This window comes from Streptomyces olivaceus, assembly GCF_000721235.1.
Classification (GTDB): Bacteria; Actinomycetota; Actinomycetes; order Streptomycetales; family Streptomycetaceae; genus Streptomyces; species Streptomyces olivaceus.
The window spans coordinates 128,844-143,686 of sequence record NZ_JOFH01000002.1; the positions used below are offsets into that span (position 1 = coordinate 128,844).

Below are 14,843 nucleotides of genomic sequence, written 5' to 3' on the forward strand. Positions count from 1 at the left end.
GGGTCGTCCGAGGGAGTCTTCCGTGAACCAGCGAATGCGATAGGGCCGCAGAGCCCCGCCTCCGCACACACCCTTTCTTCTTTTCACAGTGCGCCGCGCCGCGCTGGTTCCTCACGGGAGTCCGCCATGTCCGTACCCACGCCTGCCGCCTGTGTCGCCGCCCCGCTGCCCGTCCTCGGCCGGGACGTCACCGTTCCCCTCGTGACCGGCGGGGAGGTCACCTACGCCGCGCTCGACTACGCCGCCAGCGCGCCCGCGCTCCAGCGGGTCTGGGACGACGTGGCCGCCTACGCCCCGTACTACGGCAGCGTGCACCGCGGGGCCGGGTACCTGTCGCAGCTGTCGACCGACCTGTTCGAGAACGCCCGCACGACCGTCGCCGGCTTCCTCGGCTGCCGGGACGACGACCAGGTGGTCTTCACCCGGTCCACCACCGACTCCCTCAACCTGCTGGCCGGCGCGCTGCCCGCCGGCTGCCGGGTCTTCGTCTTCGAGACCGAGCACCACGCCTCGCTGCTGCCCTGGCGCGACGCGGACGTGACCTTCCTCGACGCCCCCCGCACCCCGGCCGACGCCGTCGGGACACTGGAGCGCGCCCTCGCCGCCCGCGCGCCGCACGGCCCCGCCCTGGTCTGTGTCACCGGTGCCTCCAACGTCACCGGCGAGCTGTGGCCGGTGCGTGAACTGGCCGCCGCCGCACACGCACACGGCGCCCGGATCGTGCTGGACGCCGCCCAGCTCGCCCCGCACCACCCGCTCTCGGTGACCGACCTGGACGTCGACTGGGTCGCCTTCTCCGGACACAAGCTGTACGCGCCCTTCGGCTCCGGCGTGCTCGCCGGACGTGCCGACTGGCTGCGCGAGGCCGAGCCGTACCTCGCCGGCGGCGGCGCCAGCCGCAGCGTCACCCGGCGCGCCGACGGCGGCGTGGACGTCCGGTGGCACGACGGCGCCGCCCGGCACGAGGCCGGGTCGCCCAACGTCATCGGCGCCTATGCCGTCGCCGCCGCCTGCAAGGCGCTCACCGAGGCCGGCTTCGACACGCTGGTCGCCCGCGAGCAGCACCTGATCCGCACGGTGCGCGAGGGACTCGCCGACGTGCCCGAGGTGCGCGTCCTGTCCCTCTTCGGCGACGACGCGCCCCGCGTCGGGGTGCTCTCCTTCGTCGTCGACGGCTGGAACAGCTCCCACTTCGCCGCCGCCCTCTCCGCCGAGTACGGCATCGGCGTGCGCGACGGCCTCTTCTGCGCCCACCCGCTGCTGCGCACCCTGCTCGGCAGCGACCCGCAGACGCAGGGCGAGTGCGGTGCGCCGGAGGCGGCGCCGGGGGAGAAGTCCCTCAACGCCGTCCGCGTGAGCTTCGGCGCGGGCACGCCGGACGAGCACGTCGAGCGGTTCGTGGGCGCGGTCAGGGAGCTGGTGAGGGAGGGCGCCCGCTGGAACTACCGGACCGAGGACGGGCGCTGCGTGCCCGACACGGCGTCCGCGTCCGTGTCGGCGTCCGGCACCGCGGCCTGAGCCGCCGACGCCCGCGCCGCAGGCGCCCGAGCCGTCCCGGTCGCCGCGCCCGGCGGCCGGGAGCCCAGCAGGACCATCCGCGGGGCCGTCGGTCACCGGCGGCCGCGTCACCACCTGGTCGCCGGGCGCCGGTTCGGGCTTCGTCCGCGCCGGCGCACGGGCTCAGTTGTCGAGCCCGATGGCGAACGCCTCCTCCAGGTCGTGCTGGGAGTAGGTGCGGAACGCCACGTGGGTGTCCGTGCCCTCCACCCCCGGGATCTTGCTGATCCGGCCGGGAATGACCTCGGCCAGGTCCTCGTGCCGGGTCACCCGCACCATCGCGATCAGGTCGTAGGTGCCGGTGACGGAGAAGACCTCGCTGACGTTCTCCAGCGCGGCGATCTGCTCCGCGATCTCGGGGATCCGGTCCACGCTGGTCTTGATGAGGACGATCGCGCTGATCACGGCTGGTTCTCTCCCTCGGGTGCCGCCACTGGAACGCTCTCAACTCTAGTCGTACGCCCGAACCGCACCCAGGCGAAGACGAAGCCCAGGCCGAAGCCCACCAGATGCGCGAGGTAGGCCACGCCCGGCCCGTCGCCGGCCCGGCCCGCGGCCATCCACTGCAGGGCCGCCCAGAAGGGCAGCACGAGCCACGCCGGGAAGCGCAGCGGCAGGAAGAAGAGGAAGGGCAGCAGACTGGTGACGCGCGCGTGCGGGAAGAGGAAGAGGAACGCGCCCAGGACCGCGGAGATCGCCCCCGAGGCGCCGACCAGGGACTCCTGCGAGTGGGCGTTGGCACCCGCGTAGCCGACCAGCGCCAGGTAGCCGCAGCCCAGGTAGAAGAGGGCGAACTGGAGCCGGCCCATCCGTTCCTCGGTCATCGCGCCGAAGACGTACAGGAAGAGCATGTTGCCCAGCAGGTGCACCCAGCTGCCGTGGACGAACAGCGCCGTGGCCGGGGTGAGGGCGGACCCGGGGGAATCCTCGAACAGTTCTGCGGGGATCACGCCCCAGCGGTGGAAGTGGGCGCGCTGCGCGGCGAGCAGCTCCTCCCCGGTGCCGTACGCCGGATTGAGCCCGGCCGCCGGGCTGATCAGGAACAACAGACAGCAGAGCGTGATCAGCGTGTACGTCACCGGCGCCGCCGGGCCGCGCGGGGCGCGGGGTCCGGCGGACCTCCGGAGCGTTCCGAGCCTGCCGCGTGCCGCCGTGCTCCAGTTGTGGATCATGAGTACAAAGCATGACGCAACGGGCGCTCATGCCCATAGTGCCCCGCCGCCGTGGACACGCGGGCGTCGGGTACCCGCCAGGCCGTAGGGTTACGAGCCACACGCACCGGGGGCGGCCCGGCGCGGCACCGACACCGGAAGAGAGCGAACAGCCACGATGACGGTTCCCCTGCCGACCGACACGACGCGGTGGCGCTGCACCCTCTGCGGCAACCTCACCCGCTTCGACGTGACCCGGGCCTCGAAGGTCGTCGAGTACGTGCACCTCGATCTGGCCGGCGAGCCCAAGGTCGAGGAGCGCGAGGTGCTCAGTGAGACCATCGAGTCGGTGCGGTGCCGCTGGTGCAACGCCGTGGACCAGGTGGAACTCGTGGACAGGCCGGGTGCCGCCTCCTGAGCGGAGCGGCCCCGCACCAGGCGTTCCCGGCCCGGGAACGCCGCTAGACATTGGGGTGACGGATGGTGGAGACACAGGGCGGGGAGCCGGGCGACGGCGCCGCTGAGGTGCTCGACCGCCCGCTGCCCGACGGCGTGCGCCGCAGGGTCGTGCAGATCGTGTCCGACGGCTTCGGCTCGCTCACGCTCGGCGAGCTGCCCGCGCAGCTGCGGCAGTACGCCAGATTCACTCCGAGCCGTCGGGTCAAGTTCGCCGGCAACGCCATGGCCGCGGCCGTGGAGACCGACCCGCTCTTCCGCGGGCGCATCGGCGACAAGCTCCGCGACGCCCAGCCGGAGCTGGCCGGCGCCCTGGACGCCGGCTCCCCGCCGCCCGCCGCCGACCCGCTCGACGTGGCCGCCGCGGCCTACGTGCTGCGTCCGCACGGCTGGGTGAAGCTCGTCACCGCCGCCGGCGAGGAGGCGCAGCGCGCGGACGCCGAGCGCGCCGACGACGAGAGCCGCGCGGAGCTGGAGCGGCTGCACGAGGAGCTGGCGCGGGCCCGCGAGCACACCAGAGCCGAGACCGAGCGGCTGCGCACCGAACTGGACGCCGCCAGGCGGGAGACCGAGGCGCTGCACCGCAAGCTGCGCTCGGCGCTCAGCGACGTCAAGCGCGGCGAGGCGGCGCTGCGCAAGGTCCAGGCCGAGATGGACACCGTCCGCGCCGAGGGGCAGACCCAGGTGTCCGCCGCCGAGAGCGAGACCCGGCGGCTCAAGGCCCGGCTCGGCGAGGCGGAGGCGGCCCTGGAGGCCACCCGCAAGGCCGCCCGCGAGGGGCGCAGCGTCGAGGACATGCGCGTACGGCTGCTCCTGGACACCCTCCTCGACGCCACCCAGGGACTGCGCCGGGAACTGGCGCTGCCCCCGGTGTCCGCGCGGCCCGCCGAGACCGTGGACGCGGTCGAGCCCGGCCGGATGACGCCGAAGGACATCGCCAACCGCGCCCTGTCCGAGCACGACCCGGCCGTCCTGGACCAGTTGCTCGCGCTGCCCCAGGCCCACCTGGTCGTCGACGGCTACAACGTCACCAAGACCGGCTATCCGCAGATGCCGCTGGAGAAGCAGCGGCTGCGGCTGCTCGGCCAGCTCTCCCAGCTCGCCGCACAGACCGGCGCCGAGACCACCTGCGTCTTCGACGGCGCCGAACTGGCGGCGCCCGTACTGCTCGCGCCGCCGCGCGGCGTGCGGGTGCTGTTCTCCAAGCCCGGGGTGACCGCCGACGAGCTGATCCGCCAGCTGGTGCGGGCCGAACCGCCGGGCCGTCCGGTCATCGTCGTCTCCACCGACCGCGAGGTGGCCGACGGCGTGGCGCGCGCGGGCGCACGCCCGGTGGCGTCGGTGGTGCTCCTGAAGCGCGTCTCCTAGCCGCTGTCCCGCTACTCACCACATCCGCACCAACCGCAACGTAGGCACCCTATGCCGGAATTGACGGATCCATCACGCAACGTAGCGTCAGGTGAGCGTCACTGCAGGTGAGTTGTGGTAAAGAACGCACTGTGCAACGCGGTTTTTTCCGTGGAGGGTTTGAACTGATCACGACCGGGTCACTACTGTCACCCTTCGAACCCGCGAGCGGGTGATCCCTCTCAAGAAGGAGCTCGTCTCCGTGGCGTCCCACCGTCGTCCCAAGCAGCCGAGCCGCACGCGCGTGACCGTGCTCACCACCGCTGCCGCCGCCGCAGTCGCTCTCAGCTCCCAGGCCGCCAACGCCGCCCCGAGCGAGAAGCCCAGCAAGGACGAGGTCAAGGCCAAGGTCGACAAGCTCTACGAGGAGGCCGAGCAGGCCACCGAGAAGTACAACGGCGCCAAGGAGAAGCAGGAGAAGCTCCAGAAGGAGGTCTCCACGATCCAGGACAACGTCGCCCGCGGCCAGGAGGACCTCAACGCGCTGCGCGACGGCCTCGGTTCGATGGCCAGCGCCCAGTACCGCTCCGGCGGCATCGACCCCTCCCTCCAGCTCTTCCTCTCCGCCGACCCGGACGACTACCTGGACAAGGCCTCCACCCTCGACCAGTTGAGCGGTCAGCAGGTCGAGGCCCTGAAGAAGATCCAGGAGAAGCAGCGCGAACTCTCCCAGCAGCGCTCCGAGGCGTCCGAGAAGCTCAAGGACCTCTCCGCCACCCGCACCGAACTGGGCAACAAGAAGAAGCAGGTCCAGGGCAAGCTCTCCGAGGCGCAGAAGCTGCTCAACACGCTCACCGCACAGGAGCGGGCGGCCCTGAAGAAGGAAGAAACGCAGCGCGCCACCCGCGCCGGCGAGCGCGCGGGGCTCGGCGGCTCCGGCACGCCCGCCTCCGGCCGCGCCGCCGCCGCCTTCGCCGCCGCCCAGAGCAAGATCGGCACGCCGTACGTCTACGGTGCCACGGGTCCGTCCTCGTTCGACTGCTCGGGCCTGACCTCGTGGGCGTACGCCCAGGCCGGCGTCGGCATCCCGCGCACCTCCGAGGCCCAGACCGGCGCGGGCACCCGCATCTCGTCGATGGGCGACCTCCAGGTCGGCGACCTCGTCTTCTTCTTCAACGACCTGCACCACGTCGGCCTCTACGCGGGCAACGGCCAGGTCCTGCACGCGCCGCGCACCGGCACGGTCGTGCGCTACGAGTCGATGAGCACCATCGGCGGCCCGTTCATGTTCGGCGTCCGGGTCTGACGTCCGGCGTACGGCTCTGACGTCCGGAGTGCGGGTCTGACGCAAGGCGTACGGCTCTGACCCGGGGCCCCGCGCCCCGCGCACGCCCGCTCATCGGAAGTCGCCCTTCCGTACCGCCCGTTCGGGCGAATCGCGCCGTCGTCTTCTGACCCCCCGCCCCGCCCGTGACCTGCGTCGGCGGCGGGACGCCGGGTTGCGCGCGGCGGCGAAGGTCGTTGGCCGGTGCCCCGCAGCGGGTTACTGTCTGCCGCGTTTCCCGTCCGCCAGCGGAAGGAGTGCGGCTTCCCGTGGGGTCCCATCGCCGCCTAGCACCGTCCGGGTTCGACCGCGGCTCCACCGCCGCCGTCGGCCTGCTCTCCGTCGCCGCCGCAGTCCTGGGCGCCGTACCGGCCACCGCCGCCCCGCACGAGGACCGGCGGGCGGAGGTGGACCGCCTCTACACCGAGGCGGAGCGGGCGACCGAGGCCTACAACAAGGCCGACGCGCGCACCGACGCGCTGCGCAAGGAGGTCGGCGCCGCGCAGGACTCCATCGCCCGGCAGCAGCAGCGCGTCAACACCATGCGGGACGCGCTCGGTTCGCTGGCCGGCGCCCAGTACCGCTCCGGCGGCATCGACCCGGCGCTGGCCCTGCTGCTCTCCGCGGACCCGGACGACTACCTCGACCGCGCCTCGGTGCTCGACCGCGTCACCACCCGGCAGGCGGGGGAGTTGAGGGAGCTCCAGCAGGCCGTGCGCGACCTCTCCCAGGACCGCGCCGAGGCCGCCCGCAAGCTCGCCGAGCTGGAGAAGGGCCGCAAGGCCGTCGCCGCCCACAAGAAGACCGTGGAGGGCAAGCTCGCCAAGGCCCGCAAGCTGCTCGACGCCCTGCCGGACGAGGACCGCGCCGACCGCGCCCGCGCCTCCCGCTCCGGCCGCGCGGACCTGACCGCCCTCACCGGCGCCGGCGCCCCCGCCTCCGGCCGTGCCGCGGCCGCCCTCGCCGCCGCCCGCTCGGCCCTCGGCAAGCCGTACATCTGGGGCGCCAACGGCCCCTCCGGCTTCGACTGCTCGGGCCTGACCCAGTGGTCGTACGCCCAGGCCGGGGTCGGCCTGCCGCGCACCTCGCAGGCGCAGTCCGGCACCGGACGGCGGGTGTCCCTGGCCGAGGCGCGCCCCGGCGACCTCGTGGCCTACCGGGACGACGCCAGCCACATCGGCATGTACGCCGGGAACGGCCAGGTCATCCACGCACCGCGCCCCGGCGCACCGGTGCGCTACGACCCGGTCGGCATGATGCCGATCTCCTCGATCAACCGGGTCTGACCGGGGCGGGGGAGACGGACGCCAGTGGGCTCGTGACGGCGCATTCCGCGCCGGTCCGGGCCCCGCGCCCGTACGCCGCCCCCTGACCCTCGCGGCCCCGCGCCCGTACGATCGGGAAGGTGGCCGGTCGAAGGCGGGTGTCGGGTTCCTCGGTGGTGGCGCTGTGCCTGCTGCTCGTCGCGCTGGTGGCCTGCGGCGGCCGGCCCGGCGCCGACCCGGTCCGCGCCGACGTGCAGCGGCTGCTCGACCGGCGTGCCGCGGCCGTCCTCGCCCACGACGCCGCCGCCTACGCGCGCACCGGCACCGGGACCGGCTTCGGCAACCTGAGCGCGATACCGGTGGCCGACTGGTCCTACCGGGTGAGCGAGGTGGACCGCGCCGGCGACTCCGCCACCGCCGAGGTCGAGCTGCGGTACCGCGTCGAGGGCTACGACCGGGGCGCCGTCGCCACCGCGCGCACGCTGCGGCTCAGCCGGGACGGCACCGGCGGACAGTGGTCCGTCGACTCCGAGCGGCCCGCCGAGAAGTCCGGCCAGCAGCCCTGGGACCAGGGCGCCGTCGAGGTGGTGCGGGGGGCGCGCAGCCTGGTGCTCGGCGTCGGCCAGTCCACCGCCGCCCTGCGCGGCTACGCCGGTCTCGCCGACCGGGCGGTGCCCGCGGTCTCCGACGCCTGGGACGGCGCCTGGGCCCGCCGGGTCGTCGTGGTCGTCCCGCGGTCCGTCGAGGGCATGGCCGGACTGCTCGGCTCGCCCGCCTCCTCCTACCGGGGCATCGCCGCCGTCACCACCGGGGAGACCGGCGGTAGGGAGCACGCCCCGGCGGACCGGGTCATCGTCAACCCGGACGCCTACGGGCTCCTCGGCGACCTCGGCAAGCAGGTCGTGCTCACCCACGAGACCACCCACGTCGCCACCCGAGCCGACACCACCTCCGCCACCCCGCTGTGGCTCTCCGAGGGCTACGCCGACTGGGTCGGCTACCGCGACACCGCACGCGGCCCGGCCCAGTCCGCACCTGAGCTGACCCGGGCGGTCCTGGACGGCGGCGTCCCCGGCCGGCTGCCGACGGACGACGACTTCGGCTTCACCGCCGACGCCGACGAGCTGGCCCGGGCCTACGAGAGCGGCTGGCTGGCCTGCCGCATGATCGCCGCCCAGTGGGGCGAGGACCGGCTGAACGCCTTCTACCGCGCCGTGGGCGCCCACGACGAGCGGGCGGGAGCGGTCGAGGAGGCGATGGACGAGGTGCTGGGGACGACGCCGGAGGAGTTCACCCGGCAGTGGCAGGACTATCTGCGGACGGAGCTCGGCTGATCCCCGGCCCGGACGCCCCGGGCCGGCCACCGGCGGACCCGCGTCGCACCGTGTCGCGCCACAGGGCACGGGCACCGACGAGAGCGGCGGCCACCAGCAGGCTGTTGCGCACGGCCAGGAGCGCGATCCCGAGGGGCGTGCTCGCCACGACGTCGGCGAACAGGAACGGGAACTCCAGCACCGTCACCAGGCTCGCCGCCAGCACCAGGGCCACCGGGACCCGCATCCGGCTCGCCCGGAAGCACCGGCAGACGGCCGCCAGGCCCACCAGCCACACCAGGTACTGCGGGCTGATCACCCGGCTCGTGACCGTGAACAGCAGTACCGCCACGAAGGCCGCGTCCGCCGCCGTGTGCGCCGCGAACCGGGAGCGCGACGACGGCGAGCGCGATGACCGCGAACCCGGCGGCCGCGACTCCGGCGGGCGCGACTCCGACGATTCCGGCGGCTGCGGCTGCGGCTGCGGCTGCGGCTGCGACGGCTGCGACGGCTGGGGCTGCGGCTCCGGTGACCGCGACCTCGGCGACCGGGGCCCCGGTGACCGCGCGGCCCTCACCCGCCAGAGCAGCAGCCAGCCGAACGCCGCCGCGCTCAGCCCCATCGAGACGGTGCTCACCGTGTCCACGTGCGGGCCCAGGAACTCCATCGACCCGTAGTTCAGCAGCACCCCGCCCTCCCAGCCGAAGTGCCGGGCCACATGGAAGACCAGCGCCCCCAGCGACTCCACCTCCACGCCGCGCTCGCGCTGGAACGTCAGGAACGCGAACGCCCCCGGCATCGTCACGGCGAACAGTCCGGCCAGCCCAGCCCCGCCCACCGCGGCGGCCACCCACGGCCGCCGCCCGCCCATCCCGACCAGCACCAGCGCCGGCCAGACCTTCAGCAGCGCCCCGACCGCCGCCAGCGCCCCCGCCACCCGCGGATGCCGGCCCGCGGCGAGCAGTGCGGCCACCGCCACGGCCGTGACCATCAGGTCGTAGCGGGCGTACACCGTCGGCCCGAGCAGCGGCACGCCCACCACCCACACCCACGCCCCGCGCGGCGAGCGCCCGGACCCGCGGCCCGCGCGCCACAGCAGGGCCAGGACGGCCGCGTCCACGGCACAGACCAGGACGAAGAAGGCCGTCGCGTACGCCAGGAAGGGCAGCAGCGCGGGGGAGAGGATCGCGAAGGCCGCGGCCGGCGGGTACTGCCAGGTGACGTCGTCGGACGGAAACGCTCCGGTGCGCAGGACCTCGTACCAGTCCCGGTAGATCACGGACACGTCGCTCGTGACGTCCGGACCGGGGAAGACCAGCACCTTCAGTACGAAGAGCAACAGCAGCAGCCGCGTGGCACCCCAGACCGCCACGAGCCACACCGGCGACCGCCCAGCGCTCCTCGCCACCACGCGTACTCCCGCCCGTGCGCCCGTCTTCCCGTCCGTCCGCCTGCCGTGCGGCCATGATGACCCGGACACCTGTGCGCGTGCCACAGGAAGCGGCCGGGCCCCGCCGGCGTGCGGGCGGTTCGGTAGGGTCGGCGGCGTGCGCAAGACCTTGATCGTGACGAACGACTTCCCGCCCAGGCCGGGCGGCATCCAGGCCTTCCTGCACAACATGGCGCTGCGCCTGGACCCCGAGCGGCTCGTCGTCTACGCCTCCACCTGGAAGCGGAGCCGTGAGGGCGTCGAGGCCACCGCCGCCTTCGACGCCGAGCAGCCCTTCACCGTCGTACGGGACCGTACGACGATGCTGCTCCCTACCCCGGGCGCGACCCGGCGGGCGGTCGGGCTGCTGCGCGAGCACGGCTGCACGTCGGTGTGGTTCGGCGCCGCGGCGCCCCTCGGCCTGATGGCCCCGGCGCTGCGCAAGGCGGGCGCCGAGCGGCTCGTCGCCACCACCCACGGCCACGAGGCGGGCTGGGCCCAGCTGCCCGCGGCCCGGCGACTCCTGCGCCGGATCGGGGAGTCGACGGACACGATCACCTACCTCGGCGAGTACACGCGCTCCCGCATCGCGGGCGCCCTCACGCCCGAGGCCGTCGCCCGGATGGTCCAACTGCCGCCCGGAGTCGACGAGAAGACCTTCCACCCGGGCAGCGGCGGCGACGAGGTACGCGCCCGCCTCGGACTCACCGAACGCCCCGTCGTCGTCTGCGTCTCCCGCCTGGTCCCGCGCAAGGGCCAGGACACCCTGATCAGGGCGATGCCCCGCATCCTCGCCGCCGAACCGGACGCCGTCCTGCTGATCGTCGGCGGCGGCCCCTACGAGAAGGACCTGCGCCGCCTCGCCCACGACACCGGCGTCGCCGCCTCCGTCCACTTCACCGGCGCCGTCCCCTGGCCCGAACTGCCCGCGCACTTCGGCGCCGGCGACGTCTTCGCCATGCCCTGCCGCACCCGCCGGGGCGGCCTCGACGTGGAGGGCCTGGGCATCGTCTACCTGGAGGCCTCGGCGACCGGCCTCCCCGTCGTCGCCGGCGACTCGGGCGGCGCCCCGGACGCGGTACTCGACGGCGAGACGGGCTGGGTGGTCCGGGGCGAGGACCCGGACGAGACCGCCGACCGCGTCACCACCCTCCTCGCCGACCCGGAACTGCGCCGCAGGATGGGCGAACGGGGCCGGTCGTGGGTCGAGGAGAAGTGGCGCTGGGACCTGCTGGCGGAGCAGCTGAAGACGCTGCTGTGACGCGGTCGCCCTCGCGGCACCGCACCCGGCACCCCGTAAGGCGCCCCTACTTGGCGTAGATCGCCTCGATCTCGTCCGCGTAGTCCTTCGCCACCACGTTCCGCTTCAGCTTCAGCGAAGGCGTCAGGTACCCCGACTCCTCGGTGAACTGCGACCCCAGCACCCGGAACTTCCGCACGGACTCCGCCTTCGACACCGCCGCGTTCCCGTCGTCGATCGCGCCCTGGACCGCCGCGAGCAGATCCGGGTCCTCCCGCAGCGCCGCCGCCGTCGAGCCCGCCGGCTTCCCGTGCTCCGCGCACCACCGGTCGAGGAACTCCTCGTCCAGGGTGACCAGCGCGCCCACGAAGGGCCGGCCGTCGCCGACCACCATGCACTCCGCGACCAGCGCGTGCGCGCGGATGCGGTCCTCTATGACGGCCGGGGCGACGTTCTTGCCGCCCGCGGTGACGATGATCTCCTTCTTGCGGCCGGTGATCCGCAGGTAGCCGTCCTCGTCCAGGGTGCCGATGTCCCCGGTGTGGAACCAGCCGTCGGCCAGCGCCTCGGCGGTCGCGCCCGGGTTGTTCCAGTACTCCTTGAACAGGTGCTCGCCGTGCAGCAGCACCTCCCCGTCGTCCGCGATGCGCACCACGGAGCCGGGCAGCGGCTGGCCGACCGTGCCGATCTTCTGCCGGTCCCAGGGGTTGAAGGCGGTGGCCGCGCAGGACTCGGTCAGGCCGTAGCCCTCCAGGACCGTGAAGCCGATGCCGCGGAAGAAGTGGCCGAGGCGCTCGCCGAGCGGGGCGCCGCCCGAGATGGCGTACTCGCCGCGCCCGCCGAGGACCGTGCGGAGCTTGCCGTAGACGAGCTTGTCGAAGACCCTGTGCTTGATCCTCAGCCCGACGGACGGGCCGGTCGGGGTGTCCAGGGCCTTGCTGTACGCGATCGCGGTGTCGGCGGCCCGGTCGAAGATCTTGCCCTTGCCGTCCGCCTGCGCCTTGGCGCGCGCCGAGTTGTAGACCTTCTCGAAGACCCGCGGCACGCCGAGGATCAGCGTGGGACGGAAGGCGGCCAGCTCGTCGGTGAGGTTCTTGATGTCGGGGACGTTGCCCAGCTTGATCGGCGCGATCATCGGCGCGACCTGGACGAGGCGTCCGAAGACGTGGGCGAGCGGCAGGAAGAGGAGGACCGAGCACTCACCGGTGCGGAAGAGCGGACGCAGCCGCTCGACGACGTTGCCGCACTCGGCGAAGAAGCTGCGGTGGGTGAGGACGCAGCCCTTGGGACGGCCGGTGGTGCCGGAGGTGTAGACGATGGTCGCGGGGTCGTCGGCCTTCGCGATCGAACCGCGCTCCTCGACGGCCCGGTCGGTGACGTCCTGGCCCAGGCGCCCCAGCTCCTCCACCGCTCCGGCGTCGATCTGCCAGACGTTCTTGAGGGCGGGCAGCCGCTCGCGCACCGACTCGACGGCGGCGGCGTGTTCGGCCGACTCCACGACGAGCGCGGTGGCGCCCGAGTCGCCGAGGATCCACTGCACCTGCTCCGGCGAGCTGGTCTCGTACACCGGCACGGTGATCGCGCCCGCGCTCCAGATCGCGAAGTCAAGCAGCGTCCACTCGTAGCGGGTACGGGACATCAGGCCGACCCGGTCGCCCGGCTGGACACCGGAGGCGATCAGGCCCCTGGCGGCGGAGTGGACCTCGGTGAGGAAGGTGCGCGCGGTCACGTCCTGCCAGGCGCCTCCCACCTTGCGGGCGATGACGGCGACGTCGGGATGCTGCGCGGCGTTTCTGCGGACGATGTCGGTCAGGTTCCCGTCCGCGGGGACCTCGTACAAGGCCGGAAGGCTGAACTCGCGCAAGACTGCTGCTCCTCATAAGGCGCCGGCGCCACGACACTGTGTGATGCGACGGTGCGGTCCAAGGCTCGGGCAAGGTGCTCCGGAGACCTCATGCCGATCACCTGCTGAACCACACGGCGATTCACATGTCGGCATCCTGAGCACGACTGGACTGCCCGGACGTTACCCGTCGGTATGCCCTCTCCGACAGGGGTCCCCGCGAGATGTTCGCCGCGTCACACGGATGGGGTTTCCTGGGCGCACAGTAGTCGACGAGTCAACCGACCAGCCAGTAACCGCAGGTCCGACCGCCACTGTTCACAACAGGCGCGCGCTGCTTACGCTTGATCGTCATGGCACCCACACCCGCCCGTAACACGAGCACGCGCGTCCATGTGGTCAGCGACGTGCACGGCAACGCCCGCGACCTGGCCAGGGCCGGGGAGGGCGCCGATGCCCTGGTCTGTCTCGGGGACCTGATCCTCTTCCTCGACTACGCCGACCACTCGCGCGGCATCTTCCCCGACCTGTTCGGCGTCGAGAACGCCGACCGGCTGGTCGAGCTGCGCACCGCCCGCCGCTTCGACGAGGCACGGGAGCTGGGGTCGCGGCTGTGGTCCGGCGTCGACGGCGACAAGGCGCAGCTGATCGAGGGGGCGGTGCGCAGGCAGTACGCCGAACTGTTCGCCGCCTTCCCCACCCCCACGTACGCGACCTACGGCAATGTCGACATGCCGCCCCTGTGGCCGGAGTACGCGGGCCCCGGCACGACCGTGCTCGACGGCGAGCGGGTGGAGATCGGCGGCCGGGTCTTCGGCTTCGTCGGCGGCGGCCTGCGGACACCGATGCGCACGCCGTACGAGATCGGCGACGAGGAGTACGCCGCGAAGATCGAGGCCATTGGCGAGGTGGACGTGCTGTGCACGCACATCCCGCCGCAGGTGCCGGAGCTGGTCTACGACACGGTGGCACGGCGCTTCGAGCGGGGCAGCAGGGCGCTCCTCGACGCGATCCGGCGCACCCGGCCCCGGTACGCGCTGTTCGGGCACGTGCACCAGCCGCTGGCCCGGCGGATGCGGGTCGGCGCGACCGAGTGCGTGAACGTGGGCCACTTCGCCTCGACCGGCCGGCCGTGGGTCATGGAGTGGTGACCGCGCGGGGCCGGGCCCGCCCCGGCAGGCGGTGACGTTCGCGGTGCCCGTGCGCGGTAGCCTTCACGCGGCACACCAAGTACCGGCCCGCATCCGGAGGAGCCACGGCGATGGCGGAACACACCAGCTCGAGCATCACGATCGACGCGGCCCCGGCCGACGTGATGGAGGTGATCGCCGACTTCGCCCGCTACCCGGACTGGACCGGTGAGGTGAAGGAGGCCCAGGTCCTGGCCTCCGACGCGCAGGGCCGCGCCGAGCAGGTCCGGCTCGTCATGGACGCCGGGGCGATCAAGGACGACCAGACGCTGGCCTACACCTGGACCGGCGAGCACGAGGTGTCCTGGACGCTGGTGAAGTCCCAGATGCTGCGCTCCCTCGACGGCTCCTACCTGCTGCGCGCCGAGGGCAAGGGAACCGAGGTCACCTACCGCCTGACGGTCGACGTCAAGATCCCCATGCTCGGCATGATCAAGCGCAAGGCGGAGAAGGTCATCACCGACCGCGCCCTGGCCGGCCTGAAGAAGCGAGTGGAAACCAAGTAGCCCCCTGGCTACGGGCCGTGCGCGCCGCGCCGCGCGCCGCTGCGGGCAGTCGTGCCGCTGGGGCGGCACGGGTGGGCGCAGCGGCACCCCGCGAGCGCCGGGCCGCGCGACCCACCCCCGGCCCGCACCCACGCCGGACCACCGCGCGGCCGAGCCCGCACGACCCACCCCCGGCCCGCCCTCATACGCAGGGCACCCGTCAGCCCCGGGCCACCGCCCCCG

General features: G+C 73.4%; 13 protein-coding genes. 9 read left to right on the forward strand and 4 right to left on the reverse strand.

The annotated features are described in order from the left end of the window. The first annotated feature begins 126 nt into the window (after positions 1 to 126). Positions 127 to 1,518, forward strand: a complete 1,392-nt coding sequence (locus tag IG94_RS0103505; RefSeq protein WP_031030812.1) for an aminotransferase class V-fold PLP-dependent enzyme — start codon at positions 127 to 129, stop codon at positions 1,516 to 1,518. A 162-nt stretch (positions 1,519 to 1,680) separates the two neighbouring features. On the opposite strand, the gene IG94_RS0103510 is transcribed toward IG94_RS0103505, so the two are convergent. After that, positions 1,681 to 1,962 carry an Lrp/AsnC family transcriptional regulator gene (locus IG94_RS0103510; RefSeq protein ID WP_031030815.1) on the reverse strand — a complete coding sequence of 94 codons (282 nt, stop codon included), beginning with the start codon at positions 1,960 to 1,962 and terminating at the stop codon, positions 1,681 to 1,683. Then, entirely contained in the window at positions 1,959 to 2,729 is a 771-nt protein-coding gene (locus IG94_RS0103515) for a rhomboid family intramembrane serine protease (protein WP_031030818.1), read from the reverse strand. The genes IG94_RS0103510 and IG94_RS0103515 overlap by 4 nt, the downstream gene beginning before the upstream one ends. Before the next feature lie 157 nt (positions 2,730 to 2,886). On the opposite strand from IG94_RS0103515, the gene IG94_RS0103520 reads away from it, so the two are divergent. The 5 genes from IG94_RS0103520 (at position 2,887) to IG94_RS0103540 (ending at position 8,434) form a co-directional block, all read left to right on the forward strand. Beyond that, positions 2,887 to 3,126, forward strand: a complete 240-nt coding sequence (locus IG94_RS0103520; RefSeq protein ID WP_031030820.1) for a hypothetical protein — start codon at positions 2,887 to 2,889, stop codon at positions 3,124 to 3,126. A 62-nt stretch (positions 3,127 to 3,188) separates the two neighbouring features. Continuing rightward, the gene (locus tag IG94_RS0103525; RefSeq protein ID WP_031030822.1) at positions 3,189 to 4,532 is read left to right on the forward strand and encodes an NYN domain-containing protein; all 1,344 of its coding nucleotides are present in this window, start codon (positions 3,189 to 3,191) and stop codon (positions 4,530 to 4,532) included. A 241-nt stretch (positions 4,533 to 4,773) separates the two neighbouring features. Next, positions 4,774 to 5,817, forward strand: a complete 1,044-nt coding sequence (locus tag IG94_RS0103530) for a C40 family peptidase (RefSeq protein ID WP_031030823.1) — start codon at positions 4,774 to 4,776, stop codon at positions 5,815 to 5,817. A gap of 287 nt (positions 5,818 to 6,104) precedes the next feature. Continuing rightward, complete coding sequence (locus tag IG94_RS0103535; RefSeq protein ID WP_031030825.1) at positions 6,105 to 7,121, forward strand: C40 family peptidase; 1,017 nt, start codon at positions 6,105 to 6,107, stop codon at positions 7,119 to 7,121. Between the two features lie 119 nt (positions 7,122 to 7,240). Further along, positions 7,241 to 8,434 carry a hypothetical protein gene (locus IG94_RS0103540; RefSeq protein ID WP_031030828.1) on the forward strand — a complete coding sequence of 398 codons (1,194 nt, stop codon included), beginning with the start codon at positions 7,241 to 7,243 and terminating at the stop codon, positions 8,432 to 8,434. Here IG94_RS0103540 and IG94_RS43290 read toward each other — a convergent pair. After that, positions 8,391 to 9,824, reverse strand: coding sequence for a glycosyltransferase 87 family protein (locus IG94_RS43290; protein WP_224326158.1), 1,434 nt, complete (start codon positions 9,822 to 9,824; stop codon positions 8,391 to 8,393). The two genes, IG94_RS0103540 and IG94_RS43290, sit on opposite strands and share 44 nt — an antisense overlap. 136 nt (positions 9,825 to 9,960) lie before the next feature. Between IG94_RS43290 and IG94_RS0103550 the strand changes: the two genes are divergently transcribed. Beyond that, positions 9,961 to 11,103, forward strand: coding sequence for a glycosyltransferase family 4 protein (locus IG94_RS0103550; protein ID WP_031030834.1), 1,143 nt, complete (start codon positions 9,961 to 9,963; stop codon positions 11,101 to 11,103). A gap of 46 nt (positions 11,104 to 11,149) precedes the next feature. Here IG94_RS0103550 and IG94_RS0103555 read toward each other — a convergent pair whose 3' ends face one another. Continuing rightward, positions 11,150 to 12,946 (reverse strand): AMP-dependent synthetase/ligase, encoded by a 1,797-nt coding sequence (locus IG94_RS0103555; protein WP_031030836.1) that lies wholly within the window; start codon positions 12,944 to 12,946, stop codon positions 11,150 to 11,152. Between the two features lie 374 nt (positions 12,947 to 13,320). On the opposite strand from IG94_RS0103555, the gene IG94_RS0103560 reads away from it, so the two are divergent. Further along, on the forward strand, positions 13,321 to 14,076 hold the full coding sequence (locus tag IG94_RS0103560) for a metallophosphoesterase family protein (protein ID WP_031030839.1): 756 nt from the start codon (positions 13,321 to 13,323) through the stop codon (positions 14,074 to 14,076). Between the two features lie 110 nt (positions 14,077 to 14,186). Then, positions 14,187 to 14,621 carry an SRPBCC family protein gene (locus IG94_RS0103565; protein ID WP_031030840.1) on the forward strand — a complete coding sequence of 145 codons (435 nt, stop codon included), beginning with the start codon at positions 14,187 to 14,189 and terminating at the stop codon, positions 14,619 to 14,621. The last annotated feature ends 222 nt before the right edge of the window (positions 14,622 to 14,843 follow it).